The organism is Mariprofundus sp. EBB-1 (assembly GCF_003665155.1).
Taxonomy (GTDB): domain Bacteria; phylum Pseudomonadota; class Zetaproteobacteria; order Mariprofundales; family Mariprofundaceae; genus Mariprofundus.
Window position 1 is genome coordinate 1 of sequence record NZ_RCFQ01000014.1, and the last position, 24,374, is coordinate 24,374.

25 protein-coding genes are annotated in these 24,374 nt (G+C 46.1%); 18 read left to right on the forward strand and 7 right to left on the reverse strand.

All coding sequences use genetic code 11. From position 1 onward, the window contains the following. From D8Y20_RS07305 to D8Y20_RS07335, 7 genes are all read left to right on the forward strand, one after another. A partial coding sequence (locus D8Y20_RS07305; protein ID WP_236075324.1) for a hypothetical protein occupies positions 1-687 on the forward strand: 687 nt, incomplete at its 5' end. Positions 688-735: 48 nt separating this feature from the next. After that, positions 736-1,425: a rubrerythrin family protein gene (locus D8Y20_RS07310; RefSeq protein WP_121542392.1), complete on the forward strand. Its 690-nt coding sequence runs from the start codon at positions 736-738 to the stop codon at positions 1,423-1,425. Positions 1,426-1,531: 106 nt separating this feature from the next. After that, positions 1,532-1,852: a hypothetical protein gene (locus D8Y20_RS07315; protein WP_121542393.1), complete on the forward strand. Its 321-nt coding sequence runs from the start codon at positions 1,532-1,534 to the stop codon at positions 1,850-1,852. A 282-nt stretch (positions 1,853-2,134) separates the two neighbouring features. Further along, positions 2,135-3,106 (forward strand): restriction endonuclease, encoded by a 972-nt coding sequence (locus D8Y20_RS07320; RefSeq protein ID WP_121542394.1) that lies wholly within the window; start codon positions 2,135-2,137, stop codon positions 3,104-3,106. 108 nt (positions 3,107-3,214) lie between these two features. Continuing rightward, a complete protein-coding gene (locus tag D8Y20_RS07325; protein WP_121542395.1) occupies positions 3,215-5,191 on the forward strand; it encodes a DUF2075 domain-containing protein in 1,977 nt (658 codons plus the stop codon). Continuing rightward, a complete protein-coding gene (locus tag D8Y20_RS07330) occupies positions 5,188-5,505 on the forward strand; it encodes a hypothetical protein (protein WP_201265576.1) in 318 nt (105 codons plus the stop codon). Before D8Y20_RS07325 ends, D8Y20_RS07330 begins: the two co-directional genes overlap by 4 nt. A gap of 133 nt (positions 5,506-5,638) precedes the next feature. Next, positions 5,639-6,511, forward strand: a complete 873-nt coding sequence (locus D8Y20_RS07335) for an HNH endonuclease (RefSeq protein ID WP_121542396.1) — start codon at positions 5,639-5,641, stop codon at positions 6,509-6,511. Between the two features lie 252 nt (positions 6,512-6,763). Here D8Y20_RS07335 and D8Y20_RS07340 read toward each other — a convergent pair whose 3' ends face one another. Next, on the reverse strand, positions 6,764-7,081 hold the full coding sequence (locus D8Y20_RS07340) for a hypothetical protein (protein WP_121542397.1): 318 nt from the start codon (positions 7,079-7,081) through the stop codon (positions 6,764-6,766). A 4-nt stretch (positions 7,082-7,085) separates the two neighbouring features. Then, a complete protein-coding gene (locus D8Y20_RS14015) occupies positions 7,086-7,418 on the reverse strand; it encodes a DUF6884 domain-containing protein (RefSeq protein ID WP_121542398.1) in 333 nt (110 codons plus the stop codon). A gap of 48 nt (positions 7,419-7,466) precedes the next feature. Here D8Y20_RS14015 and D8Y20_RS07350 point away from each other — a divergent pair, with 48 nt between their 5' ends. Beyond that, positions 7,467-7,760 carry a hypothetical protein gene (locus tag D8Y20_RS07350; protein WP_121542399.1) on the forward strand — a complete coding sequence of 98 codons (294 nt, stop codon included), beginning with the start codon at positions 7,467-7,469 and terminating at the stop codon, positions 7,758-7,760. 66 nt (positions 7,761-7,826) lie between these two features. On the opposite strand, the gene D8Y20_RS07355 is transcribed toward D8Y20_RS07350, so the two are convergent. Together D8Y20_RS07355 and D8Y20_RS07360 are read right to left on the reverse strand one after the other, a co-directional pair. After that, on the reverse strand, positions 7,827-8,354 hold the full coding sequence (locus D8Y20_RS07355) for a YgjP-like metallopeptidase domain-containing protein (RefSeq protein ID WP_121542400.1): 528 nt from the start codon (positions 8,352-8,354) through the stop codon (positions 7,827-7,829). Positions 8,355-8,415: 61 nt separating this feature from the next. Further along, complete coding sequence (locus D8Y20_RS07360; RefSeq protein ID WP_236075325.1) at positions 8,416-8,964, reverse strand: hypothetical protein; 549 nt, start codon at positions 8,962-8,964, stop codon at positions 8,416-8,418. Positions 8,965-9,232: 268 nt separating this feature from the next. Here D8Y20_RS07360 and D8Y20_RS07365 point away from each other — a divergent pair, with 268 nt between their 5' ends. The 7 genes from D8Y20_RS07365 (at position 9,233) to D8Y20_RS07390 (ending at position 16,212) form a co-directional block, all read left to right on the forward strand. After that, a complete protein-coding gene (locus D8Y20_RS07365) occupies positions 9,233-10,306 on the forward strand; it encodes a DUF6765 family protein (RefSeq protein ID WP_121542402.1) in 1,074 nt (357 codons plus the stop codon). Positions 10,307-10,393: 87 nt separating this feature from the next. Next, entirely contained in the window at positions 10,394-10,675 is a 282-nt protein-coding gene (locus D8Y20_RS07370; RefSeq protein WP_147434037.1) for a MarR family transcriptional regulator, read from the forward strand. Next, positions 10,662-11,177, forward strand: a complete 516-nt coding sequence (locus D8Y20_RS07375) for a hypothetical protein (RefSeq protein WP_121542404.1) — start codon at positions 10,662-10,664, stop codon at positions 11,175-11,177. Before D8Y20_RS07370 ends, D8Y20_RS07375 begins: the two co-directional genes overlap by 14 nt. Positions 11,178-11,301: 124 nt before the next feature. Next, positions 11,302-12,150, forward strand: a complete 849-nt coding sequence (locus tag D8Y20_RS07380) for a DUF4743 domain-containing protein (RefSeq protein ID WP_121542405.1) — start codon at positions 11,302-11,304, stop codon at positions 12,148-12,150. Between the two features lie 57 nt (positions 12,151-12,207). Continuing rightward, positions 12,208-12,357 carry a hypothetical protein gene (locus tag D8Y20_RS13600; RefSeq protein WP_153232657.1) on the forward strand — a complete coding sequence of 50 codons (150 nt, stop codon included), beginning with the start codon at positions 12,208-12,210 and terminating at the stop codon, positions 12,355-12,357. A gap of 261 nt (positions 12,358-12,618) precedes the next feature. After that, entirely contained in the window at positions 12,619-15,135 is a 2,517-nt protein-coding gene (locus D8Y20_RS07385) for an MASE1 domain-containing protein (protein WP_161957594.1), read from the forward strand. A gap of 432 nt (positions 15,136-15,567) precedes the next feature. Then, positions 15,568-16,212, forward strand: coding sequence for a hypothetical protein (locus D8Y20_RS07390; RefSeq protein ID WP_147434038.1), 645 nt, complete (start codon positions 15,568-15,570; stop codon positions 16,210-16,212). 827 nt (positions 16,213-17,039) lie between these two features. Here the strand turns inward: D8Y20_RS07390 and D8Y20_RS07400 are convergent. Further along, entirely contained in the window at positions 17,040-19,205 is a 2,166-nt protein-coding gene (locus D8Y20_RS07400; RefSeq protein ID WP_121542409.1) for a multicopper oxidase family protein, read from the reverse strand. Positions 19,206-19,622: 417 nt separating this feature from the next. Between D8Y20_RS07400 and D8Y20_RS07405 the strand changes: the two genes are divergently transcribed. The 3 genes from D8Y20_RS07405 to D8Y20_RS07415 all read left to right on the forward strand — a co-directional run bounded on the left by D8Y20_RS07405 (position 19,623) and on the right by D8Y20_RS07415 (position 22,381). Beyond that, positions 19,623-19,922 carry a helix-turn-helix transcriptional regulator gene (locus tag D8Y20_RS07405; RefSeq protein WP_121542410.1) on the forward strand — a complete coding sequence of 100 codons (300 nt, stop codon included), beginning with the start codon at positions 19,623-19,625 and terminating at the stop codon, positions 19,920-19,922. Continuing rightward, complete coding sequence (locus D8Y20_RS07410) at positions 19,919-21,130, forward strand: type II toxin-antitoxin system HipA family toxin (protein WP_121542411.1); 1,212 nt, start codon at positions 19,919-19,921, stop codon at positions 21,128-21,130. Before D8Y20_RS07405 ends, D8Y20_RS07410 begins: the two co-directional genes overlap by 4 nt. Positions 21,131-21,409: 279 nt before the next feature. After that, positions 21,410-22,381 carry an endonuclease/exonuclease/phosphatase family protein gene (locus D8Y20_RS07415; RefSeq protein WP_121542412.1) on the forward strand — a complete coding sequence of 324 codons (972 nt, stop codon included), beginning with the start codon at positions 21,410-21,412 and terminating at the stop codon, positions 22,379-22,381. A 51-nt stretch (positions 22,382-22,432) separates the two neighbouring features. Here D8Y20_RS07415 and D8Y20_RS07420 read toward each other — a convergent pair whose 3' ends face one another. Both D8Y20_RS07420 and D8Y20_RS07425 read right to left on the reverse strand, forming a co-directional pair. After that, positions 22,433-23,485: a hypothetical protein gene (locus D8Y20_RS07420; protein ID WP_147434039.1), complete on the reverse strand. Its 1,053-nt coding sequence runs from the start codon at positions 23,483-23,485 to the stop codon at positions 22,433-22,435. 202 nt (positions 23,486-23,687) lie between these two features. After that, positions 23,688-24,314: a DUF938 domain-containing protein gene (locus D8Y20_RS07425; RefSeq protein ID WP_121542414.1), complete on the reverse strand. Its 627-nt coding sequence runs from the start codon at positions 24,312-24,314 to the stop codon at positions 23,688-23,690. Positions 24,315-24,374: the final 60 nt, after the last annotated feature.

Consider the following 24,374-nt stretch of genomic DNA (forward strand, 5'->3'; position numbering starts at 1 on the left):
TCACACCAATGTCATATTAATCAGTTAATTATTGTTCTCAGAGGATCAAACGATCCTCTACTATTGTTTTGTGAGGATGATGTGATTCAATCGATGTTGAAATGTGTGATGACTATATTACTGCTGATTGGTCTTAGCAGTTCGCTCTCTTACACTGCTTTTGCAGCTGCTTCCGGCGGTGTTCTTTTGGGCAGCAATGAAGAGGATGACGAAGAAGATAGCGGTGGTATTGTGCATGATGCAGTACGACTGAACATTGTTGCATTTGAAACCCATGAGAAAAACTTTACCTTTGAACATTTGATTACTGGTACATATGCACAACTGTTTCAGGCCTTTGAAGGCAAAGCGAATGTGATATTTCTCAACCGCACGCCTGTCATTAAGGATGGCGATGTACTGAATATTCAGGAAGATGCGTTACGTATGGCTGGTGATCATCTCTCTAATGACGGTCTGAACTGCACATTCAGTTTCACCAATCTTTCTGATGAAGATTCAGAGTTCTATTCTATCTCTGGTCTGTGCAATATGATGTATGGTGAGGCAGACGGTACACGAAAAGTACGGGCGGTTGTTAAATCAGCGGTACTCTCCGAAGCCAATTATGGGGTAAATGCCTGGATCGCTATTTATGAAAATAAAGAAGCGGGTATCATCATCTATGCGGATGTTGATCCGAAATAATGTTTTAAAGTGATGCATTAATAAGAAAACAGGTGTATCTTGTTTTTCATGGGTAGTGCCAGATTTTGCGCCACTTTCCAGGCGTATGTTCTTATTGCATTGGTTACCGGTTTCGGCAACTCAGCCATTGTACAAGCTGCCGAAAAAGAGGCGCCTCAATATCCGGAAACCATTGCTGTATTATCGATGCTATATGCCAGTGAAGTTAAAGCGGGTTACCGCTATCAACTTTATACCAAGGCAGCGCTTGTTGAAGGGCATGACAATATCGCCCATCTGTTGTCCGCGATGGCTGTGTCGGAAGCGGTGCATGCCAAAAGTTTTAAATATTTATTGTCATTGATGGATGTTGTTCCGGCCGAAGTTGATTTGAGCGCGATCAATGCATCCAAAACCAAGGATAACCTGAAATTCGCCACTGAAGTGGAGTTAAGTGAAATTGATAAAGAGTACCCGCTGTTTCTTAAGCGCATTAAGCCTGAGGGCCATGCCGAGGCGATCCGAAACATCGAATTTGCCTGGCAGGCCGAAAAACAACATCGGGCACTAATCAAGGAAATCAAGGGTGGTACAGGTATGTTTTTCGGCATGTTACTTAAATATTTCCGCAAAAACCCCACCCATTATTATGTGAATGATGTCTGCGGTGCGACAGTGACTGAAATGCCTGAAGATAAATGCCCAATCTGCCATAATCCGATTATTACCTACCGGGAAATTCCTAAACCCGAGCTTTAAGCTTATTCTGCACGACATGAATACCATAAAAAAATAGTGGATTTAATTCGCGACTTCTACCGTCTATGCTAAGAGAAGCAGTGCGTGCATTTCGGGAGTAAGCGATATGGCTCAGGAAAAAAGTACATCTGTGTTGGATACTGTTTTTCTTACCCTGCCCTGGTGGGTAGGTGCGGTATTAGCGGATGCAGCTTTTTTTGCCCCCAATATCACCAAGCAGATTTATCCACCTGAGAAGAGTCCAGAGGGTCTGCCTATCTATAATGATATTGTGCACACAGCAGAGGGCTTGTCGCTCTATCTGACGATAGGTTTTGCGCTCTTTGCCGTAGTTGCTCTGGCACGAAAAACAATGAAGGTACGAAAAAAGGTTCATAGCTCTGTGCAACGGAACGTTGAGAAAAGGCGAACTGAGAAACAACAGTGATCCCGCTGTATTATTCAAATTTGAATCTGCATTTTTATTTGGAATGCTTTTACATGAATAGAGGGTAAGGCAAGCCCAAGCATACAACTCTTTATTTGTCCCTGATTGGGCGTAAGCTCGGTTCTTGTACATGGAGCACTGGGGCGCAGGAGCGAATTACCCTTTTTGGTTTAGCTTATGAGCAATTTCATCGGGTTGTTAAAATCATTATGCTTCAATGTCAGAAAAGGGGCGCGATGTCCTTTCTCTCACTGTTTATTTTGTCTGTAAGGTAAGCTAGATATGGCGAGAAGAAGAAAAGAGTCTACAATTGAAGCCCTCTTTACCCTGCCCTGGTGGGTGAGCGGGGTTCTTGCTACAGGAGTATTTTATTCTTCTGATATTATAAGGTTAATTTCCCCTGTCAGTAATTCTCAATATGGTGCGGCGGTTCAAAATAGTTTTATAATTATGTCCGACACTCTTTCTCCCTTTGTGGCCACTGCTTTACTAATTATATCTCTCATAGTTCTGGTAAAAGACACGTATAAAAAAAGAAAAAATATCCCTGCAACGAGGGCTTCCAAGCGAAGAGGCTCAGTTAAAGCCCCTTGGGATAATAAAGTGAGCGTACCTTCTACTTATAGTTGCCCCACTAAATCAAAGGTGAAGGAGCCGGTGTGGGGTTCAAGAGTTGAATCAGAGAGTAAGCCAGCGGGCTGGAGCCTTGAGCTGTTGCAGTCGATTGAATGGAAACGTTTCGAAGAGCTATGCGAAGCTGTGTTCAATGAGATCAATTTGCTTGCGCGAAATACACAACTGGGTGCGGATGGAGGCATAGATATAGAACTCTATGATAAAAAGTCTCCTAAGAACCTGCTTGCGATTGCACAATGCAAGGCGTGGTCAAACCCAGTAGGGGTAAAACATATCAGAGAATTTTACGGTGTCATGGCTGCATCCAGGATTAGTAAAGGATATTTTGTGACCACCTCGTCGTTTACCGTAGATGCCATAGAATTCTCTAAGAAGAGTAAAGTTACATTGATTGATGGCGGAACCGTTCTCAAATTGATTGAGTCTCGTTCGCCAGATAAAGCTTCTGCACTACTTAAACTTGCAACAGCAGGTGATTACACAACCCCGACTTGCCCAGTATGTGGTCAGAAACTGATTGCTAGAAAAGTTTCGAGATCAGGTAGACAATTTTGGGGATGCCGTAGCTATCCACGCTGCAAAGGCAAACTTAATATGAAGCAAGGTAACTGCATGTAATTAAGAAAAGGGCCTTTATTTTACGCATTTTTTTATGATTATTATTACGATTCACCAAAAATGTATAACAAAAATATTTATTTAGATTGATTTTGGAACGAGGTGAAAGTGGCCAGAGAATACTATTCTAGTTTGATCCAAAAGTTTGTAGCTTCTTCTGTCGAAGAAGTGCTTGGCGAGTTAGCTGATAACAATCAGTTCAGCTTGGAGCTGAGTCAGAAAAACGCATGGAAAGAACAGATTGTGCTCTTGCAAAACATGCTCGCTGGTTATGTCGGGAAGGTTTACTTTGAGTATTCGATTCCGCGCATGGGCCGGCGCATTGATGTGTTGTTGCTAATCAATGGCGTCATCTTTGTTCTCGAATTCAAAGTTGGTGAGCGCGCATTTCATCGACACGACATCGATCAAGTTTGGGATTACGCGTTAGACCTGAAAAATTTCCATGAGACGAGCCATGATCTGTTGATTGCGCCGGTGTTGATTGCAACCAAGGCCAAGCAGGGGCCGATAAACATCTTAATGACGCCCCATGACGATAACCTACTTTTTCCGATTCTGTGTAATGCCCAAATCTTGCCGGAAGTGATCACAGGCGTTTTGGAGTTTGCCGAAGAGCAGGCCATGGAGCCGGCTGCTTGGGAGCAGGGAAGATATCTGCCGACCCCCACCATCATCGAGGCGGCAATGTCGCTCTATCAAGGTCATTCGGTGGAGGACATATCTCGAAAGGACGCAGACGCGATCAATTTGGATGCAACGACGGATGCCATTTCAGCGGCCATCAATTATGCTCGTTCATCAAATCAGAAATGTATCTGCTTTGTCACGGGCGTGCCCGGTGCGGGTAAAACGCTTGTTGGGTTGAACATCGCAAATAAGCACATGGATAAAGCCAGTGAGCTTTACAGTGTATTCCTCTCGGGTAATGGTCCTTTGGTCGCCATATTAACCGAGGCGCTGGCTAGAGATCGGGTGAAGCGATCGATTCTTGAAGGCGAGAAAATCAAGAAGGGTGAAGCTAGGAGCGCGGTCAAAGCACTGATACAGAATGTGCATCATTTCCGTGATGACTGCCTGCAAAGCAATGTGCCGCCCATTGAGCATGTAGTGTTGTTTGATGAGGCGCAGCGGGCGTGGAATATGAAGCAGACCACAGCCTTTATGCGCCAGAAAAAAGGCGTTCCTGATTTTGATATGTCAGAGCCCGAATTTCTTATCTCTTGTATGGACCGGCACAAAGACTGGGCGGTTATCGTTTGCTTGGTCGGTGGCGGGCAAGAAATTAACACGGGCGAAGCTGGCATTAGCGAGTGGATCGAAGCAATTAACCGTTCATATCCCGATTGGCATGTGTATATCTCTCCGCAAATACATGACAGCGAATATGCTGCGGGCGAAGCGGTCGGAATGCTTCGGCCTCATCGCGATGTGACCTATATCGAACACCTGCACCTTGCTGTCTCGATGCGCTCTTATCGCGCTGAGAATGTGTCTGCATTGGTGAAGCAAATTCTTGATCTGGATGTAGACTCAGCTCGGCAAACATTGGGCTCACTACAAGACAAGTATCCAATCGTAGTGACGCGATGCATGAAGTCAGCGAAGTCGTGGCTAAAGCAAAAAGCGCGCGGCTCAGAGCGGTATGGCATAGTTGTTTCATCCCAAGCATCCCGTCTTAAACCGCATGCGATTGATGTGAAGTCGCCAATGAATCCGGTACACTGGTTCCTTGAGGGGAAAGACGATGTGCGCTCGTCCTACTATCTCGAAGACGTGGCAACCGAGTTCCATATTCAAGGTTTGGAGCTTGATTGGGCCTGCGTGACTTGGGATGCGGATTTCCGATTTAGCCAAGAGGGTTGGAAGCATTTCTCTTTCCGGGGCAATAAGTGGCAGCGCATCAACAAAGCTGAGCGGCAGATGTATTTGAAGAATGCCTATCGGGTGCTGCTTACGCGAGCAAGGCAGGGAATGGTGATTGTAGTGCCGCAGGGCGATGCCGAAGATCCGACGCGAGATTCAGATTTTTATGACGATACGTTTGATTATTTGGTGTCGATTGGCTTACAGGTGATTGAATGATGCTGACACTGCACGAAGATGCGTTCTACGAATTCTTTCGGCCTTATCTGCACCCGCAAGCTAGTTGCGATGTTTGGGGCGGAATCGGACTGGAAGCCTATGGTGCTGACTTGGAGTTGGTGAAATCATTACCTACTTCGCATCTTTGGACAGTGGTGGATGGCGATGACAGCAATCAGTGGATTCTGGCTGGTATCCACACCGTTATCGGGTCTGTTATCTGGTTACGGAGGTGGCGCACGACTGGCGTGAAATTCAGTTCCAAATGTGAAGGTGCCTGGCTTGACATCTGGGTGTTAAAACGAGGCCTGTGATATTGGACTGCGCGAGGGGCGCTGCCTGAGTTTGTTTTGCGCGTTTTGATCGAATCATCAGATGCAATGATCAAGCTGTTGCTCTAAGCTAACTGTTTAATGGGAGAGTCCTGATGCAAACAGTAATGGTGTTATGACAGTTAAATATTGGACGAAAGAGCAAGTTAAGCTTGGCTTCAACCTTTATTGCCAGCTGCCGTTTGGAAAGCTGGATCAGCGGACTCCGGAGATTATTGAGCTTGCTAAGTTGATTGGGCGGTCGCCCGGTGCAGTGGCGATGAAGCTGAGTAATATCGCCAGCCTTGATCCGGCGATTACCAGTACTGGACGAGTTGGACTGATAGGGGCATCAAAACTAGATCGCGAGGTTTGGGACGAGTTCCATGCTGATTGGGATCGGTTGGCGCTGGAGTGCCTGCATATTCATGAGCAGTTGCGAGCAGAGAAGGGGATAGCTCAAAGTGACGCGATAGAAGATGCGGAGCCGGAAGATGTTGATGATTTTACGGGTGAGACACGGCGCGTGGTTACTGAGCAGCGTATTCGCCAAAACTTCTTTCGCAGGGCTGTACTGAGTAGTTATAGGGGTCGCTGTTGCATGTCCGGTTTGTCGGACTCGCGCCTGTTGATAGCCAGTCATATCGTGCCGTGGAGCAAGGATAAGGAGAACCGACTTAATCCGCGCAACGGCCTCTGTCTATCCGCCCTGCACGACAAAGCCTTTGATCGCGGCCTGATTACATTGGATGACGAATTTCGTGTGATGCTTTCAAGAGATTTGGAAAAGCGAAACGAAGCCTTTGTGCAACAGTTCTTTCATCCGCTGGCGGGGCAGGCGATTACACTGCCCGAGCGTTTTGTGCCTGATAAAGGTTTTCTGGAGCGACACCGAGATGTGGTGTTTGTCGATCATAAAATGACGGTGCCAGGCTTCGGTATTGTTGTTAATAACGGGTTCAGGCATGAGTTATTGAGTTGTTTGATGAAGGTTATGCGTAAGGTGTAGTAGCATTAGCTCAGGCGGGCTCGGTATTCGGTTGGAGATATACCTGAGCCCATTACAAGGTATCAATGTCGATGCTCTGTTGGCCTTAGATTTCTTATCCAACTTTGATGAAACTTGAGCATAGATATGAGCAATATGCTCCTGTGCATATTCAACAGAAACATGGGCTCCGTTCATATAGGTGTGGGGATCAGCTAAGGGGATAATGGATTGGTGGGCCAGAGTTATCCTGCAACTCTGTTTTGAGGGAGTCTATCTCCTCTTAATGGCCGGCAGACTTTTAATGAAAGCATTCGCTTCTTCCCATGTTTTGAATGGGTGTACTTTGGCAGTGTCGTTGTAATCGCCTGTTTTAGTCATTGAACTGGTATCTACATTGAACTGCATCCAGTCATTGTCAGCATTCATCTCGGATTCTTCTTTAGGATAATCTATCCATAGAGATGCATTCAGTGCTTTATTGTAAAAGCTGGGCATTGCATCGTCGATCCAGGACGTATCTTCAAATCCTTCGGGGATAACTACGCCATCGGGCATGGTGAAATGTTGGTGTTGTGTTTGATAGCTCATGTTCTCATCCTTTATTTGTTAGCCATTGTAGCTGCATTCCAATGCCCATTGATTTCATTGGGACTTCACCATCGGGCAGGTATTTCCTGTAGCACTCTCCTGCGAAATAGACCAAGTGGCCAGGAGGAAGGTTTGGACGAACGGTATCCGCCCATGCCTTGCGCTCGGCAACATTCATATTGTTCAGAGCCATCTCGTAAGGAGCCAGCATCGTATCAGGATTAACAAGACCATGAAGTACCGAAAGAAAAAGTGGCGGTGCCAGGTCTTGAATCTTGAGTTGTTTCAGGGGAAGAGGGCGGTGTGGAATTTTCGCGCAATGTGATGGCGGGCACATTCATCGCTTAGGGGAATCGTTTTAATTGCCTCCAGAACGGAGGTCACAATGAAAAAGACAATAATTACGATTGCTGCTCTAATTACCCTGATGGCTACACCGGCGCTGGTATCAGCTTCTGAGGCGAGTGTTGGAGATAAAGCTAAGGCCGGTATCAGTAGTGCCGCCGACTGGACTGTCTCAACATCTAAAACACTCTGGAACATGACAAAGCAGGGTGCTGAAGATTTTAAGGCATGGTCGGAAGAGAATAAAAAGAACAAAAAACCAGCGAAATGGACCCGCATTAAAACCGATAAAGGCTGGAAAATAGTGAGAACCAATAATAAAACAGCTATCTGATTTTATCTGATCTGAACCTGTCTGCCGTTTAGGCGTGAGCAATCAAACCGCCTGCGGTTTGTATGGCTACGAAAGGCTGGACCAAAGTGGTTTATTGGTGATCTCCAGCAAGGTGAGATAGCTCCGTAGATCAAACTCCAGCTCGTGGTAGTCCGGTTCCATATTGCAGCAGAGCTGATAAAACCCTTTGTCATGCTCGCGGCTTTTTAAATGTGCAAGTTCGTGCACAACCATCATGCGCAAAAATTCAGGCGGCATATCTTTAAACAGCGTTGATACGATCACTTCACGTTTTGCCCTGAGACTTGCCCCCTGTAACCTGGACTTGTGGGCGTGAAGCCCCAGTGCCTTGTGGGTGATGTGCGGTTTGCTGTCGAAAGCTACTCTGTCGAGTTGCTCTGATTTGCGCAGGTGGCTGTTTTTGATTTCCATAACATAGGCATAAAGCGCCTTGTTCGTACGCACCGTGTGGGTTTGCGGGTACTTTTGCAGCAGTTCCTCAGCCAGCAGGCCTTGCTCTATCTGCTGTGTGATGTTCTCTGTCTGTTCTGCGGGATATCCGGCAAGGTAGTCTGGTGGTGGTTTAGGAAGCATCCCGGCAGCTTAATGCATAGTGATGACCATGGCTAAGTCTATGCAAAAAGGCGAGCGATGTTTAAAGGTCGGGGCCCATAAGGTTTTTGATGTTCAGTTGTCCGAAAACTCCGCGATGGAAGGCTACTGCGCATAGCCCTATGGCACTCAATGCTGCCGCAACACTGGTAGCAAGTTTCACTCCTATGCTCCAATCGAGCACTGAAATACCCATCCATGCCTCAGAGAGTTCACCGGCGGCTACCGGAAAAGCTATTACCACACAGAGGGCGACAAGGCCGATGGCGGGCGCGAATTTTCGTGTCGGTACAATCTCATAGCGCTCAATCACTTCACCGTCACAACTTAACTGATAATAAGTTGTGCAGCTGCGGTCTTCGGACCGGGCTTGAATCAGGGTGTAAGCATGGCCATCGAAATTGAAATCATAACCAAAGCCAGGCAAAGTAATGCGCTCATCCGATACGATTTCACCATTGAATGTGACCGTGACTCTGCCTGAGAGCGGGTGATGAGAGAGCTCAAGCTCAAGATCTCTATCCCTGAAATGAAAACTGTTGCGCTCTGTTATTGAGAACGGATGCGATTCGGACATGGTCATTTCCTCCATTGACTGGAGCGTAGCAAACCCTGCGGCTTAAAATACGACCCTAATCACACTAGTGAAAGTTGTTTCAGGCAGTGACGCTCATTCAGCAGATCAGATCATGACGGTGCCAGACTTCGGAATTGTTCTTATAATCCGAGCGTGGGGGCTAAATAGATTGAGCTGATCCTGCTGGAGCTAAAACAGCTATCTGCCACGCATGTTGAAGAAGCGTTGTTTGACCTTCGTGCATGATTGCTCTATATATCTAATAGGATAAGCGGAGGGGATTATGCAAATCGATGGCCATCATACGTTAACGTATATTGCAGCACGCCTGGCGGGCTTTAATAAGAAAAAAGCTTCAATCATTGCTTATAGCGCCCAATATGTGGATGACGCTACGAACTCGGGTACGATTCATTTTAAAAATGGTGCGATGTATAGTCGCATCTCTTCGGCGCATAAAATGCTGGATTATCGCAATTCTGAAGAATTGGCCAACCATCAGGTGTGGATCCCTTATCACTTCTTGCCCGGCAATGGTGGTAAACCAGCTGGAGAAAACCCGGAAGGTAAATTCATTAATAAACTGGTCTGTAAACCCAATAGTTTTGTTGCTAAGGATATGCTTCGACTGTGTGTTGCCGATCATGAAAAACCATATGCCCTGCATCGCCTTGGCATCAGTATGCATGTGTATGCCGATACCTGGGCCCATCAGGGGTTTGCCGGCGTAAACCATAAAATCAATGAAGTTCACAGTATGGGAAGTAGTGATCAGGCATTGGATGACAGCTGGATAAATAAGATCGCCAACTTTTTTATTAGTGAATCGTTTCCGCTGGGACATGGTGCCGCTTTAAGCCATCCTGATCGTCCATCACTGAGCTGGGAATATAAAAATGGCCTTGGTCAAGTCATTACGCGGAACAATGCAGCAATCTTTCTGGAAGCCGTTGATTATATGTGCCGCGCGATGCAGTGCTTTATTGCAAAAGATTTGAAGATGGATCTTGATGCTAAAGCCGGTTTGCCGGCTGGTGATAGGGCGACAATAGAAGCGCTGATTCAATCTATACAGGGTGATTCAGGGGAAGAGCGCCATAAACTGTGGTTAGCAGAAATCGAGAATGGCAGTTTCTCATTTGGTGCTGAACAGGTGGCATACATTGCTAAGGGCAGAGGCTCATGGAAACATAAATCCATCAGCCAACTTGCAGCTTCAGATACAGGGCGTGAAGTCTTTCCCTTTAAGAAAACATTTCTGAAATCCGACTGGAAACTATTCCACGATGCACTGCAAGCATACCGCTTTGATATTCTGCACGATGTGTTGCCTAAATACGGCATCTGCGCGGCCTGATAAGACATAGAAGCAGTTCATTGATCATTGAAAGCGGGGGAAGCGTGGCAGTAGCTTGTGCTTGCTTTTGTTACCTTTTTCACCAATATGTCATATATGACAAAAATGACACGAAGGAAAGCTGAGTTGCTGGCGCAGATTGAAAAATCGCCGCCGCTTTCGATCTATCAGCTGGCCAATCAATGCGGGCGTAACTACCGGCGTGTCTTTGATCATGTGAAAGAACTTGCCGCCGCCGGGTTGGTCAATGTCCGTCCCGACATTCGCAATGGACGGCAAGTCTCTATTGTCGAGAGTATCTATCAGCAACGGCTGCAACGGCTCGATGATATGTTCGCGTTCAAGGTGAAGCTTGATGCAGCTCAGTGAGGCAGCCGCCAGACTGTTAGCCTTGCTCGATCCCGAAGGTGTATTGATCGGTGGCATCTGCGGAGCTGTTTATGGTGTGGAACGCTTTACCAGAGGTGTCGATATTGCTGCTGACCTCGATCCCGAGGTGATTATGCAGCGTCTGCAGCATGCCGGCATCGATTCCAATGTGCGGCGAAGTAGTGAACCGGGCGACTTGAGCTGGGGTGTGCATGGACAGTTTGAAAATATCGATTTTCAGGTGTTGCCAGCCTCGGAAACCGGAATTTCGAGCGGAATGTTTGAGATCAGGGCAGGCCTTCGCGTTGCTGATATAAGGGACTTTATTACCAGCAAGTGCATAGCAGCAGGGCAGCAGGACATGCACGATATAGCTGCGATATGTCTAATGCAGCCCGAGCTTGAAGCCTTTAGTCGAGATTGTGCAGCTCATTATCGCTGCCTGGCAACGTTGGAGTCATGGCTGGATGACCGTCGCTTGCAACAACGCTATCTGTCGTAAATCGTATGACTGGCGGGATACTCCTCCGGTGCTATGACGAGCGGGTAAAAGCTGTTGTGCTGTATTCTACGTTCGATGAAAAAATAACGGGTGAGTTTAATCTGTCCCGAAGGTGTGAGTCTGAATGAATTATTTGCGTCATATCGCGTTCTGTAACCGGTGGAACCCGGAGCACTATATTCCCTTTGTGGTGGGGACGATTGGTTATGGATGGATGCGCCCTGCCTTTGCAGAGGAGCTACGGCGCTTTCCTGCGGTGTTTGTGGTGGATGATCATCAGGTGGCACTGCATCCGGCTCTACAACGTTTTGAGGAACGTAATGGTGCGGTGGCAGCGGTGTTGATCGAGTTGGTGCGCATTGGTCTGATCGATCATCTGATGGGAGAGCTCTATCCAGTGCTGAACGATAGAAGCGCGTCGCCTGCGTTTTTGCTGGATCGGGCTGCTGTTTCTCTGTTTGGCGTGCGTTCATTTGGTCAGCATGTGAATGGATATGTGGAGGGTGAAGATGGGCTCTCCATGTGGATAGGGCGGCGAGCTGCGGACAGATACACGTTTCCCGATCTACTCGATCAGATGGTGGCAGGTGGTTTTCCCTTTGGCATTTCAGCTGAAGAGAATCTGGCCAAGGAATGTGGGGAAGAGGCGGGCATCTCCCCTGAACTGGCTGCGCAGGCTATGGCTACAGGTGTAATCACGTATCGTTGCGAAACGGAAACCGGACTGCGCTCGGATACGATCTACTGTTATGACCTTAATCTGCCCGCTTCATTTAATCCTGTATGCACCGATGGTGAGGTGGCCAAGTTTTATCTATGGCATATAGAGAGTGTGGCGCGCATGGTGGCTGAGAGCGATGCGTTTAAACCCAACTGTAATCTGGTGATGATCGACTTTCTGTTACGGCATGGCCTGATCACACCTGATCATCATCAGTTCAAAGAGCTTAGTTCCGGGCTGCAATCACTCTAGATCATTGCAACAACTGGTGGTGTTTGTGTACCCCTACTTTTTGATGTTGGCTAGTTGTTGCCACAATTTGGACACGTTAGAGAACTTGCCCAAGCGGCGCATGTCGATTTTGTTGGGGAAGATCAAGCTGCTTCACCATGGGGGGGAAATGGCCTCGATATTCAGTCGATTGCACCATTTAACAGTAAACCGGATTATAAAATCTGACAATGAAGATGGGCGAAATAAGTCCCCTGGTGTCATTGGTGCCTCCGACTATGGGTGGTGACCTGTTTTTATATGTTTCAACAGGAAACTGCGATAAAGTCATTACAAGTTAGTCACAAGAGGGGACTGTTATTAACCGCGCATAGCTTAGTTGAATGCATCACGGGAGATATCTATAGTCCGAAAATATTCAATATGAAACCTTCTCAAGGGTTCCCATCTGCTTAATATATCAATGTCATGCGAGGAGATATTAATTTCATGACCGGCACAAGATATTTTTTAAAAAGGTTTGCTATAGATACTATTGCTATAGCCATGCTTTATGCCCTATTAGGCAAAATTGGACTATCGGTAGCAATCCCCTTTACCAACGTGAGTGCGTTTTGGCCACCTTCAGGGTTTGCTTTAGCAATGGTTCTTCTGCTCGGCCGAAGGAGCTGGCCGGGCATTTTTCTAGGTGCATTGATCGTCAACACCGCTACATTTTTTGATCACTCAACACTGGATACAGTCGCTTATTCCATTGTGACCGGCATCGGCATCGCCATTGGATCATTAATTCAACCAATATTAGGCGCTAAGCTTTTCCATCGGCTTATCGGCACGAAAAACCAGATTGCAAGAATTCAGGAAGTGCTAACATTCGCGCTAATTATCCCATTAATGTGCCTGATAAGTTCATCAATCGGTGTATCATCACTACTTCTGGGAGGGGTTGCATCTTTTGATCAAGTCGCCGAGTTGTGGCTCACTTGGTGGCTGGGAGACAGTCTCGGAGTCCTTATTTTTACGCCCTTGCTATTGGTCTGGTGGAACGTAAAGGAACAACAGTTGAAAGCACTGGTAAACTTGAAGCTTCTGATAATATATTCAATATTGATTGCATCAGGGTTTATTGGCTTCGGTGCCTTTTTTTCAGAAAGTCAACAACATCTCCCTCTCGAATTTATTGTTTGGCCTTGCTTGCTATGGCTAGCTCTACACTTCACCTTTCGAGAAGTAAGCATCGGGATTTTAATCTTATCCGGAGTATCTGCTTGGCAAACATCTCATGGTGTTGGCCCCTTTATTCTGGGAACACCTAACCACTCACTACTTATGCTACAGCTTTTTATTTTTATAACTGCGATTACCGCAATGATTATTTCAATATTAGTCAGAAAATCCGAGCAGCGACTATTTGAAGCTGAAAGATTAAACAGCGACCTTAATAAATATAAAGAGACACTTGAGTATAAGGTCGAAGAAAGAACAAAAGAGGTTGCAACTTTTGCAGCTGCCTTTGAACAAATCGGCGAAGCTATCGTCATCACCGATGAGCATGGCGAAATTAAATATATTAACCCGGCATATACAAATCTAACAGGTTATACGATAGATGAAGCCGTAGGTTGCACTCCAGGAATCCTCAAAAGCGGCCATCAAAGCCAACTCTTTTACACAGAGATGTGGAGCGTAATAACTAGTGGCAATCGCTGGCAAAAAAGGGTTATCAACAAACGGAAGGATGATAGTTTTTATCCGGCTCTATTGACTGTTTCTTCAATCAAAAACAAGCATGGCATCATCGAAAAATACATTGGAATACAACAAGATCTTTCCTCTTACGAAAGCCTTGAGGATGAATTTCATCAATCACAGAAGATGGAATCTATTGGCACCCTTGTTGGTGGCATCGCGCATGATTTCAACAATTGCTTGGCTGGAATTACAGGTAATGTTTTTTTGGCAAAAGAGGATATTGCGGTTGATTCTGACGCCTACAAATGCCTTGATGAAATAGAGATGGTGTCATTCAGAACAGCGGAATTGATTAGTCAGATGCTGACCTTCGCACGCAAAGATATGAGAACCATGAATCCAATTAATGCACCATTTTTCCTTAAGGAAACTGCTAATTTTCAGAAGATTTCACTGCCAAAAGATATTCACTTGGTATATGAAATCCCTGATGGCGACCTTCAGATAAGGGGTGATATCAACCTGCTTCAACAAGTGATTATGAATTTACTCAACAATGCTCGTGATGCTGTGGCTCATAAAAACAGGCCATGCATTACAATCAAACTAGAAACATACGAAGCCGATCAAGCTTTTAAGGAAAGGCACCAAAACATGCTTCTTGATAGTTATTGTTGCATTATCGTAATCGACAATGGATCAGGAATTGATGCCAAAGACATAAAACAAATTTATGATCCATTCTTTACGACCAAAGAAGTCGGCAAAGGGACTGGACTAGGGCTTGCTATGTCTTATGGTGCAATTCAATCCCATGGTGGTGCAATTGAAGTTGAAAGTGTACTGGGTTCAGGTACATCTTTTAAAATCTACCTTCCTCTGCTAACCGAGGCACAGGCAGATGCGGTCATGATTTCTCAAGAGGCAATTCTGCGTGGAAAAGGCGAAACCATCCTTTTAGTTGATGATGAAGATTCTGTTATTCATGCAGAAAAAGGTGTGCTGGAAAGTCTTGGATATAAATTAGTAACGGCCTCCAATGGCAAAGAGGCTATTGAGAAATATCAAAATCATAATTGCCCTGTTGATTTAACGATTCTCGATGTGGTGATGCCAGTAATGGGCGGAGTTGAGGCTGCTAGAGAGATCCGGAAGATCAATCATCATGCAAAAATAATCTTTTCTACTGGCTATGATCGCACGCAACGGTTTCAGAAAGGGGGTAGTATGGACTCAGAAGAAATACTGCTTAAACCATTTAGAGTAGCTAGAGTTAGCCAACTCATTAGGAAGCTTCTAAATGATAATAGTTAGCTTTAACTATAATCCGCGATCCCTATCAAACTCACGAATTGCCGGGATTGAGAAATCTCTATTCTTCCTCCGCTTTAACGTTTCTTTTTGGGGTATAATGCAATCTATGCCGTAATGATGTGTATTAGAATCGGAATAGCAGGCTGTGGACCGACTGAATATCGTGGAACTACGCTCAAATCATCAGACCACATATTAAGCGATAAGTACCGAGAACCACTACATACCTTGGCTGTTAAGCTTGCTTTAACGAATTTAACCAGTAAATATTCACATCGCTAATGAGAGGAGTAATAATTTATGAGATTACCTTTGGTCGTTCTAATATCTATGTTGGTGCTGGTGGCCTGTAAGACCCCAGTAGTTGGATTGCATCAAGACCCTTCTTTTACTTACTTGGAAACTATACAGAACCAATTTGTAATTGCTGGAGTGACTTCATCTGTAGAGAAGCTGGATGATATCACACGTATTCGGCTTGGAGACCAGCTTGGTCGGCAGTTTCATGAAGAAAAACCTAACATAAAGGTGATTCGGACTGGCTTATTGGCCAAAGAGGTTGGTAATGTTTCTTTGATGACATTACTTGATAGTTACCGGGTGGCAGGTGCGATCAACAGTCAGGATGTAGAAGATGTTCGCCATGCCGTTCCATCGGCTCGCTACCTTGTTTTGTCCCGGATTGAGCAAGATCACATTAGTGAGAAAAGCAATCAGACCGAATCCAATCTGGCAGATTCTGAACAAGATAAGAAAAAGGGTGAATATGAACAGGTGCGCGTGGATGTATCATTAGAGACTACACACGAGATGGGCGTATCGTTGACAATTTATGACCTACAGCAGAATTTGCATGTCTGGTCTGGTTATGTAAGCAAGACAAAAACCAACAGCAACGACTCATCGCGAACATTCAGTAAGGATAAGCGTTGGCGGGAAGAGTTGGTGGATGCGTTTGTTGATACTTTGATTGGCTTAGATCAAAGCGGTTACCCTGAACCGCCTACGCAAACAGAGGTACTGGATGATATTTTCAAGGGGTTTGTTGAAAACATGCCAGAGTCCACGAAAAAATAGTTTTTTAAGGAGTGAATGCCCGGTAACGGCGCCATAACGCTCCCTTTCACCAATTGATGTCATTTACTGAAGTGCGGTGGATACAACCAAAATATGTAGATCGCCCTTATAAAATACTTAACACATTAATCTATAAAAACCATCAATCACTTATGGTGGCGTAAAGCGCAAGGGTTGGTGCTATGCACCTAAAAGGCTTGCTCGGATTACGCTCAAAGGGTGCTACACATGGAAGTGTGGCATGAAACCAACCATTTACACCTCATTAGGGGGAAAGTCGTTTTGTATATCCAAACATCAATTTCTATCCGACTGTTCCGTTGGAATAGATAGCTATCAGCGGAAGGCAGGGGTACGCTCTGATTTGTCAGCGAGTTGGAAGATACGGCTGACGCTTAAGAGAACATCTCTTCTTCAGCAGTCCTGGCTGGCAGGCATTACCACACATCATGGGAGCACATCAATCAGACGCCGTATGGCGGATTGTGATGACTCTCCCGCAGACAATCATTGATTGTCAGGAGCGAGATATGGGCAAGGAACAGAAAAGTAGCAGGGAAGGCAAGAAAGAGGCGGCCATGACACCAAAAGAGAAAAAGGCTGCCAAGAAAGCAAAAAAGGCAGCCAGATAGCTGTCGCGTAAAATCATCATCATTATTTAAGCGAACATGCCTTATCTGAGGCCGGGCGAGAGCTGATCCATGAACGTTTCGATCATGACCGTAAAACAGTAGCAGATATGCTTGTTGCTGCATAAAACGGGACCGGAAATAATTTTCCGATCCCGTTGTCGGCGTTACGTGATGCTCAGTGCAGTTTGTATAGGACTAGTTATTACCTACTGATATGCCCGGCATGCCATGATGCATCACATCGTCGCGTGTCACGACGAACTGACGCATCATATCGTGATCCTCATGTTCCAGCAGGTGACAGTGATAGACATAACGGCCACAGTAGCCGTCAAATGTGGCATCGACTTCTACGATCTCACCGGGGTTCACCCGAACGGTATCCTTAAAACAGATTTCATTGTCTTCCATTCCATTACCTGCACTGCCAATGTTTACGGCATCGCCTGTACGCATGTGATAACCAGTTTTAAGGTTTCCAGTCAGCGCGAGAATCAGATCGCCAATACCGGCTCCTGTATAATCAGACAACATAATGTCATCACCTGATGCCAAGCTGCTAATCAATTGATTCACGAGCGCTGTATCTTCACACCCCCATTCAGTGACAATCGCATCAATAACGTGTTGCGGGGCAATCGCGAGAATAGATTCAATGGATTTTCTTGCCGCAGGTACAAACTGCACCAGATGCATATGCATCGGATGGGTGTCTGCTGTCAGATTGATAAAGCGCCAGCGTTCTGTTGAACCGTATTTCACAATATAACTGACCGGGTCCTGAAATCGTTCGGCCACAGGATAATAAGAAATGCCATCTAGAATAACACTCTTGCCCGGCCTTAGTACCGGGGAATCACTATTGAGTTCCGCTGCAGTCAACAGCTCCCACAATACAAGCACAGGCCCCATAGCCGTTGTTTTTTCTACAATAGCAACCGTTCTGACTTTATCTTTGACAGCATCAAATTGAGGTAGTTCATGCTCATAACTGGTTTTTGTAGCACTTGTCAGCAGAGCTAAATTAGTAAATCGGTCACACAACTGCATAAAATCATAGGTGCTTGTCGTTGTGTTGGCGGCTACTCTGAACATCATGACCTCAGGGTATGGCGTTCTATCCGTGCATAATTCAGGCGTGCCCCCAGTGCCATAATCGCCGTTGTTCAGGCGAGCAAAGACATCAATTGGAGTGCTGTTAGCGAAGGGAGCTTCGGCAGCATTCAGCACCACAATATCTTTGCCTGCGAGGGGGGCAAAATTGACCAGCAGATCGGCGCGCTCTGCCGGGGCAAGAATCAGATTCTCTGTTAATTGCACAGGTGCAGCGAACAGGCCTCCATCGCTACCTATCTGCTGTGTATCCACATTCACAGTTGAATAGGTATAGCCATTGATGGCATCACCTGTTCTTTCGGCAAACAGCAGGCTATAGGTTCTGGAGTTAGCTCCATTGAGAATGCGTAGTCTGTACCAGTCACCATCGACATCCGTCACTGGCCATATTTTGCCATTCACCAGTGTTAGTGGGCCGGCAAATTCAAGTGGTCCATCGCCCGATTCCACCTTGTGCAAGAGCTGAACATTTGAATTATTAAACAGTATGGATGAGTCGGCATCGATTTCATCCGGGGTTTTATGTGCGCCAGGGTTCGTTGTGCCGTCATTACTTATTGTCAGGTTACGATCCTGAATCACCAGAGCTAATCCCTTCGTTGGCAATGACAGCTTAGCCTCTTCATTATCGGTGATAATCCATGCACCGGCCATGCCTGCATAGGCGTGCAGGCGGGTGGTATGCATGGCGTGATCATGATACCAGAGCATTGTGGCGCGTTGTTTGTTTTCATAACGGCAGAGCTCACGCTGACCCGGCATGATCATACTCTCCGGCATACCATCCGAACCAGTGGCAACTTTACCGCCGTGTAGATGGGTCGAAAATCGTGCTTGGCAATCGTGTCCCATAGTTGGTTCTGCATCCGCCTCAACGCCGATTCGGTTCTGTGGGATCGCTGCACCGATGTTTTCTGTGTAACTAGAAGCAATTGCCGGGAACAGCAGGTGATCTGCTTTTTGATTGATCGCTGGATCATCTCCTTTCAGAGCATTGATCCAGGTGATGTCGATGGTCTTATCTTTTGCAACAATGATGGAAGGTCCAAGATATTTTGCCTTGCCATTTCTGCGCTTGGCATATCCCCAAACAGGTATGTCGATACAGTTAATGCCATCGTCATAGATGGTCGCGATAGCACTTTTAATATAGATCTTTTTGCGGCTTTTGGATCGTAGGTCCAGTACTTTCGGCTCTTTCAATGTAGTTTTAAATGGATGTATTACATCTGTGATTGCTGCCATGAGCTAATCCCCCTCGGATAATGTTCATCAGCCAATCGTCCTGATTGCGGTCTAGTGGATTGTTCACACTATGAGTTTCTCCCTGAAAACCTCTCCTTGTTATATAGCAGAAATTCGGTAACTGTCAAAATATGGTATTGATGGTGCAGGGAGAATCTGCTTTTTAATGTTGAATTGAATGGGTGGCTAGTGTTGATATATGATGCTTTCAGGAGCTAGTTGATTGATTGGAGAACTGATCGCGATAATCCGAGACTCCAGCGCCCAAAGCAGTAGCTGTGCTACGATGATTCGATGCGCTATTCTGAGGCAGGGGACATGCTTTTTAGAATAGTTAATGTTTTGTAAATAGGATATTATAACCTAATATCTTTATTAATGTTAATAATATGATACATTGTGTCGTATGGATGAAGTATGTTTTCTGATGATATTATAGATGTCTGCAAACAGATAGGCATGAGCCTGCAATCGTTGAGAGTAAACAGACTTAATGAGACGCAGGAAGTGATGGCTGATCGGGTTGGGGTTTCAAGAACAACGTATATCCGCATGGAGAAGGGAGATCCTTCGGTGAAGATTGGTTATTGGCTGGAGGCGGCGAAGATTACGCGTACGACTGAGCAATGGCATAAGCTGTTTTCAATTGAAAGTAGTCTGTTCGAGCAGTTTGATCAGCAAAAGAAATCCCGAAAAAGAGTACGTAGATCATCATGAAAAGCGTTTTTTACAAGGTTAACTTAACGCTGGATGATGGCTCCATCATGCATGTGGGTGATTTAGTACTTACTGGTGATCGTTGCGCCTTTCGTTACAGTAATGAATTCAATGACTCATCCCATTTATTCCCTATTGATCCGATAAATCTAACGCCGGATAAGCACGCGTATGAGGTCAATAAAGTCCTGTTTGGTGTGTTTGAAGATTCACTGCCGGATGCTTGGGGACGCAGCTTGATGGCCAGGAGGTTTGCGCTGTCACATGCGGCTCAATCGCCACATCTGCTTCTACAATATCTCGACTATAAAGCCATTGGTGCATTGTCTTATGAGCTGGAAGGGCACATGACATACGCGGCAGAGGAAGAGTCAATCCATTCCGTGGTTGAACTTGCACAAGCAGCCAGGGCGTTTGAAGAAGGGGATATGCAGGATGACGTCACACTTCAACGCTTGTTTAACGCTGCCGGCTCACCCGGTGGCGCACATCCTAAGGCTAGCGTGATAGGTGGTGATGGGCTGCTTAAGCTGGTCAAGTTTCCGAGCATTTCCGATCGCTATGATATTACAGGGCTGGAAGCTTCCTGTCTTACGCTGGCTGGTATGGCCGGTATGCGCGTGCCCGGTTTTTCTGTCATGGAAGAAGGGGGAATCAAAATGCTCTGCCTTGATCGTTTTGACCGGATAGGTGAAGGCTGTCGACACATGATCAGCATGCAGAGCCTGCTCAATGTTTCCGGCTTCTATCACTCAACGTATGTGCAGATGGCCGATGTTGTTCGTACGGTATCAAGCAATCCGTCGGGTGATCTTCAGGCGTTATTCAGGCAGATGATATTCAATGCAGTCATTGGAAATACAGATGATCACCTGAAAAACTTTTCGATGTACTATCGTGATGGTTACGCATTAACCCCTGCCTATGATCTGCTGCCTGATGTGAACCAGAATCATGCGCACACCCTTTCATTTGATCATAGCGATGTTGGGCCAAGGCGCAGTGAAGCTACAGGTACGTTGGCTGCCCGATTCAAAATTAATACATCGATGGCAGCACAAATCGTTGATGAGGTTGTGGAGATCGTTGCCACCAACTGGCGTGCTATATGTATGCAGCATGATGTTCCGGTTGCGGAGATCAACCACTTCAATCTGTATATAGAGAGGCAGGTGAATAAGCTCACTGCAGGTATGGGGGCAAGCTGAGAAGCCGGGTCTGAATGAGCCGAAAATGGAAAATCGGTCTAAAAATTGGGCTCAGGACTTGAGCCCTGATGTTGTTTCACTAGCTGGCTTGCTGGCCTGAGAACTGATTCATGAAATGGCCGACGATGAGGGCTTCTAATCCCCACAAGATAAGCACTACGACAACAGCTCCGATAATAAACATGGTAGTTCGGCTCATGTGATCTCCATAATCCTGATTGGCAGGAACGTTTTTATCCATCTGTGTTTGGTCTATACTCTATGAACAGGGGAGCTATGATGGCAAATATCAATATCGCATGGTGGAATCTGGAAAATCTGTTTGATGCGGAGCATGCATCGCGTGATCCGCGACTGAAATCAAAATTAAAATCAGAACTCAAAGGCTGGAGTGCAGAGGTGCGTGATAGAAAGATCGCGCAGCTGGCCGGTGTGATTGAGCAGATGTTCGATGGGCAGGGCCCTGATCTGCTTGGTGTCTGCGAAGTGGAGAACGAAACGGTGTTGAAGCGTCTGGCCGATGTCATCGATATACCCGGTCGTGGCTATGAAGTGATCGGGCATGCATCCCATGATGCCAGAGGCATCGACACCTCTTTTATTGTTGATACAAATAGATTGTCTGTACTAAGTCGTGATCATCAGGTGGTGATTAAACGTTCAGCTACACGGGATCTGTTCTGGGCACATTTAAAGGTGTTGACCACCAATGCTGAGTTTGTAGCCGTGGCCAACCACTGGCCATCACGCAGCGGCGGTCAGTACGCCTCTGAACCATTCCGTATGCTGGCGGGTGAAACACATGCCTATATTGTGTCCAATATGCTGGATGCAGAGCAGGGTGGCGATAAGAATTTGCCGATTATCTCCATGGGCGATTTCAATGATGAACCGTTTAATCGTTCTATGCAGGAGTATCTGTTGGGTACGCGTGACCCTGGGCAGGTGCGCTATTCCAGATCAGGTCATATGCTCAATCTGATGTGGCCGTTGATGCAGGGGCATGATCCCGGCACCTATCTCTATTCCAGTACCTGGCATATGCTCGATCAGTTTCTGGTCAGCTATGGCATGCTGCGCAGGGACAGTGAGGTGCGGGTCGATAGCGATAGTGTGGCGATTTATAAACCGGATATGATGAGAGGCAAGAGTGGCCGAGCGCGTCGCTTCAATCGCCCATCTGAAAAAGGTGGCGCCGATGTCAATGGTTATTCAGATCATTATCCTATTACGGTGGAGCTGATGGTTTAAACCGATTTAATGCAGTTCAGTTCAACGAAGACAGGTTCAATGCGGGCTTGATTATGGGCATGAATACGCATCATCAATATCAATCATGATGGCTGAGAGTTCTTGTTGAAATGACAGGGTTTGAGCGATCATCATAAGGTTGAAACGATCATATTTGAGTGAATAGGTGGCGACCGTAAATTTTAATGGTTTGTCCTTCGTGTAAGCCTTGCGTTTGTCTGAAATCTCCTGAAAGAGTTTACCGAACTTTGGAATGCCCTGAACTGAAAACCAGATTGAATCCAGCCATACTGTTTGTTCTGCAAATTGTTGTAGATCTTCGGTGAACAGTGGTACCGAGCCCTTTGCTTGTGCGAGCCCCCATTCGATTGGACGCAACGGGTGCATGCCTGCGATCAGTGCATAACCTATACTGTCCTGGATACCTGTATTCAGATGATGGTGTAGAGCCTCCAGGGCTGAGGCAGAGAAGGAGGTGAAAGAGAGCCAATGATCTGATAAGTCCAACTCATTTTTAGCAACCATGTTGTTAAGCAAAGCAGCAACACGTTCACCCAAATTTGTGCACTTTCCGCCCATGCTTTGATTTGGTGCATTACATCCTCTTGTCGATTTAAGCTCCACATAGAGATGTTTGTTGTTTTTGATATACCCGGCTTTAGAGAAATGTATAAGTACGTTTTTCAGACTATTTTCGTTTAAATACGCTTTTTTGTTTTCAGCAAGTATTTGCCACTCTTTTGTGTTGTGATTGTTGTGCATCACGAAGATGCAATCATTACCCTTTTCACACAAGGCTTTATCCAAGTCGGCGGCATGAACATCAATTTCAATCGCGTCGATCTTTTTAGCGGGCTCAAATGTCTGATCCATAAGCGCGGTGACATCTTTTGCCGTCGCTGTGCAGCGGCTACTCCAGTTATTACCATGGATGTCATCTTTTGAACTATTCAGCCCCATGGGATAATAGCGGTAGGAGCCGGCTTGATGTCCAATGATTTCCAGTTTTGTCTTGCGCGGTGTTCCAAACGTTTCACATGTCTGTAGCAATGGTGTTAGGGCTGCAGGTAGTTGATCACGTTGAAGGCGATTGGGACTAACCATGCAATCTTTTATAGAATATCCGGGAGCTTTGTTTGCATTGCACTCATATAACTGGTTGGCTATAGCACATGCAGAGAGAAGTGGCGTTAGCAGCAATAATAGAATCGAATACTTCATAATTCTCCCTCTCTAATGAAATGTCGCATAAATCTGCAGCTCCCTAAGCAGAAATCATCGTTCGATAGAATGATCAATCTCCCGATTAAAGGCTATCACCTGATAAATTCCGTTGCCAAACGAGTATGCGATTGTTGTTGGGCATGGGGATATCCTCAACAAAGTTGATGCCAGCGTCTGAGGCCAGTTGCTTAAGCCAGCAGATATCGCGAATGCCACGGGCAGGATCAGTGGCGCGCAGTCTGGCATCAAAGGCGATGTTGCCCTCACTATTATGCTGACCGTTGTCTTTAAATGGGCCATAGATGAACATCGAAGCACCTGGTCGCATTACGCTTGGAGCATTTGCGAACAGGGCAGCCACTGCCATTTTGCTCATGATGTGCAGGGTGTTGGCGCTATAAATCAGATCAAATTGCTGCGATGGCCAGTCGTGCCTGTTACAGACATCGAGCGCCAGCGGTTGTTTCAGGTTGGTAAGTGCTGCTTCATTGATTCTGCTGGAAATACCAGAATGCGTATCGGGTAGATCACTGGGCTGCCAGTTGATGGCTGGCAGCGCCCTGGCAAACATTACAGCGTGCTGGCCACTGCCACTACCGATTTCCAGTACTGTGGCGGGGACGGGCAGACGCTCTTTAAGTGCCGCAAAAATATGCGGGCCGTTACGCTGGCAGGATGCGACAAAGGGTTGATGCAATACTTTATTCATATATTCGAATCTGTTTCCTGCTTGTGAAGCTGGTGTTGAGGTCGAGAAGCATGCTTCAAT

What these genes read in the sequence shown, in the direction of transcription:
- D8Y20_RS07310 (WP_121542392.1), top strand. Translation starts at nt 736, where the DNA reads ATGGGTAGTGCCAGATTTTGCGCCACTTTCCAGGCGTATGTTCTTATT.
- D8Y20_RS07315 (WP_121542393.1), top strand. Translation starts at nt 1,532, where the DNA reads ATGGCTCAGGAAAAAAGTACATCTGTGTTGGATACTGTTTTTCTTACC.
- D8Y20_RS07320 (WP_121542394.1), top strand. Translation starts at nt 2,135, where the DNA reads ATGGCGAGAAGAAGAAAAGAGTCTACAATTGAAGCCCTCTTTACCCTG.
- D8Y20_RS07330 (WP_201265576.1), top strand. Translation starts at nt 5,188, where the DNA reads ATGATGCTGACACTGCACGAAGATGCGTTCTACGAATTCTTTCGGCCT.
- D8Y20_RS07335 (WP_121542396.1), top strand. Translation starts at nt 5,639, where the DNA reads ATGACAGTTAAATATTGGACGAAAGAGCAAGTTAAGCTTGGCTTCAAC.
- D8Y20_RS07340 (WP_121542397.1), bottom strand. Translation starts at nt 7,081, where the DNA reads ATGAGCTATCAAACACAACACCAACATTTCACCATGCCCGATGGCGTA.
- D8Y20_RS14015 (WP_121542398.1), bottom strand. Translation starts at nt 7,418, where the DNA reads ATGTGCCCGCCATCACATTGCGCGAAAATTCCACACCGCCCTCTTCCC.
- D8Y20_RS07350 (WP_121542399.1), top strand. Translation starts at nt 7,467, where the DNA reads ATGAAAAAGACAATAATTACGATTGCTGCTCTAATTACCCTGATGGCT.
- D8Y20_RS07355 (WP_121542400.1), bottom strand. Translation starts at nt 8,354, where the DNA reads ATGCTTCCTAAACCACCACCAGACTACCTTGCCGGATATCCCGCAGAA.
- D8Y20_RS07360 (WP_236075325.1), bottom strand. Translation starts at nt 8,964, where the DNA reads ATGGAGGAAATGACCATGTCCGAATCGCATCCGTTCTCAATAACAGAG.
- D8Y20_RS07365 (WP_121542402.1), top strand. Translation starts at nt 9,233, where the DNA reads ATGCAAATCGATGGCCATCATACGTTAACGTATATTGCAGCACGCCTG.
- D8Y20_RS07370 (WP_147434037.1), top strand. Translation starts at nt 10,394, where the DNA reads ATGTCATATATGACAAAAATGACACGAAGGAAAGCTGAGTTGCTGGCG.
- D8Y20_RS07375 (WP_121542404.1), top strand. Translation starts at nt 10,662, where the DNA reads ATGCAGCTCAGTGAGGCAGCCGCCAGACTGTTAGCCTTGCTCGATCCC.
- D8Y20_RS07380 (WP_121542405.1), top strand. Translation starts at nt 11,302, where the DNA reads ATGAATTATTTGCGTCATATCGCGTTCTGTAACCGGTGGAACCCGGAG.
- D8Y20_RS07385 (WP_161957594.1), top strand. Translation starts at nt 12,619, where the DNA reads ATGACCGGCACAAGATATTTTTTAAAAAGGTTTGCTATAGATACTATT.
- D8Y20_RS07400 (WP_121542409.1), bottom strand. Translation starts at nt 19,205, where the DNA reads ATGGCAGCAATCACAGATGTAATACATCCATTTAAAACTACATTGAAA.
- D8Y20_RS07405 (WP_121542410.1), top strand. Translation starts at nt 19,623, where the DNA reads ATGTTTTCTGATGATATTATAGATGTCTGCAAACAGATAGGCATGAGC.
- D8Y20_RS07410 (WP_121542411.1), top strand. Translation starts at nt 19,919, where the DNA reads ATGAAAAGCGTTTTTTACAAGGTTAACTTAACGCTGGATGATGGCTCC.
- D8Y20_RS07415 (WP_121542412.1), top strand. Translation starts at nt 21,410, where the DNA reads ATGGCAAATATCAATATCGCATGGTGGAATCTGGAAAATCTGTTTGAT.
- D8Y20_RS07420 (WP_147434039.1), bottom strand. Translation starts at nt 23,485, where the DNA reads ATGGTTAGTCCCAATCGCCTTCAACGTGATCAACTACCTGCAGCCCTA.
- D8Y20_RS07425 (WP_121542414.1), bottom strand. Translation starts at nt 24,314, where the DNA reads ATGAATAAAGTATTGCATCAACCCTTTGTCGCATCCTGCCAGCGTAAC.